1 protein-coding gene is annotated in these 308 nt (G+C 72.7%); it reads right to left on the bottom strand.

The genetic code is table 11. The features are described 5' to 3' along the window. The coding region (locus ACLWS4_RS38360) for a GTP-binding protein (protein WP_416876621.1) at positions 1-308 on the bottom strand (308 nt) is incomplete at both ends.

Below are 308 nucleotides of genomic sequence, written 5' to 3'. Positions count from 1 at the left end.
CTCCAGGGCGTGCTCGGCGAGCCGGATCAGCAGCTCCTTGCCGTCCTCCCGGCGCCGTGCGTCACAGAGCAGCACCGGGACCCCCGGGTCCAGGTCGAGGGCGTCGCGGACGTCCCCGGGAGCGTATGTCTCGGTGCCCTCGAAGCAGTTGACCGCCACCACGAAGGGGATGCCGCGCCGCTCGAAGAAATCCACCGAGGGGAAGCAGTCGGCCAGCCGCCGGGTGTCGGCCAGCACCACCGCACCGAGCGCGCCCTGCGCCAACTCGCCCCAGGCGAACCAGAACCGGTCCTGCCCCGGGGTGCCGA

It is taken from the genome of Kitasatospora sp. SC0581, assembly GCF_048159585.1.
Lineage (GTDB): Bacteria > Actinomycetota > Actinomycetes > Streptomycetales > Streptomycetaceae > Kitasatospora.
Note: the sequence above shows the minus strand (reverse complement) of the source record. Positions and strands in the feature narration are given on the sequence as shown.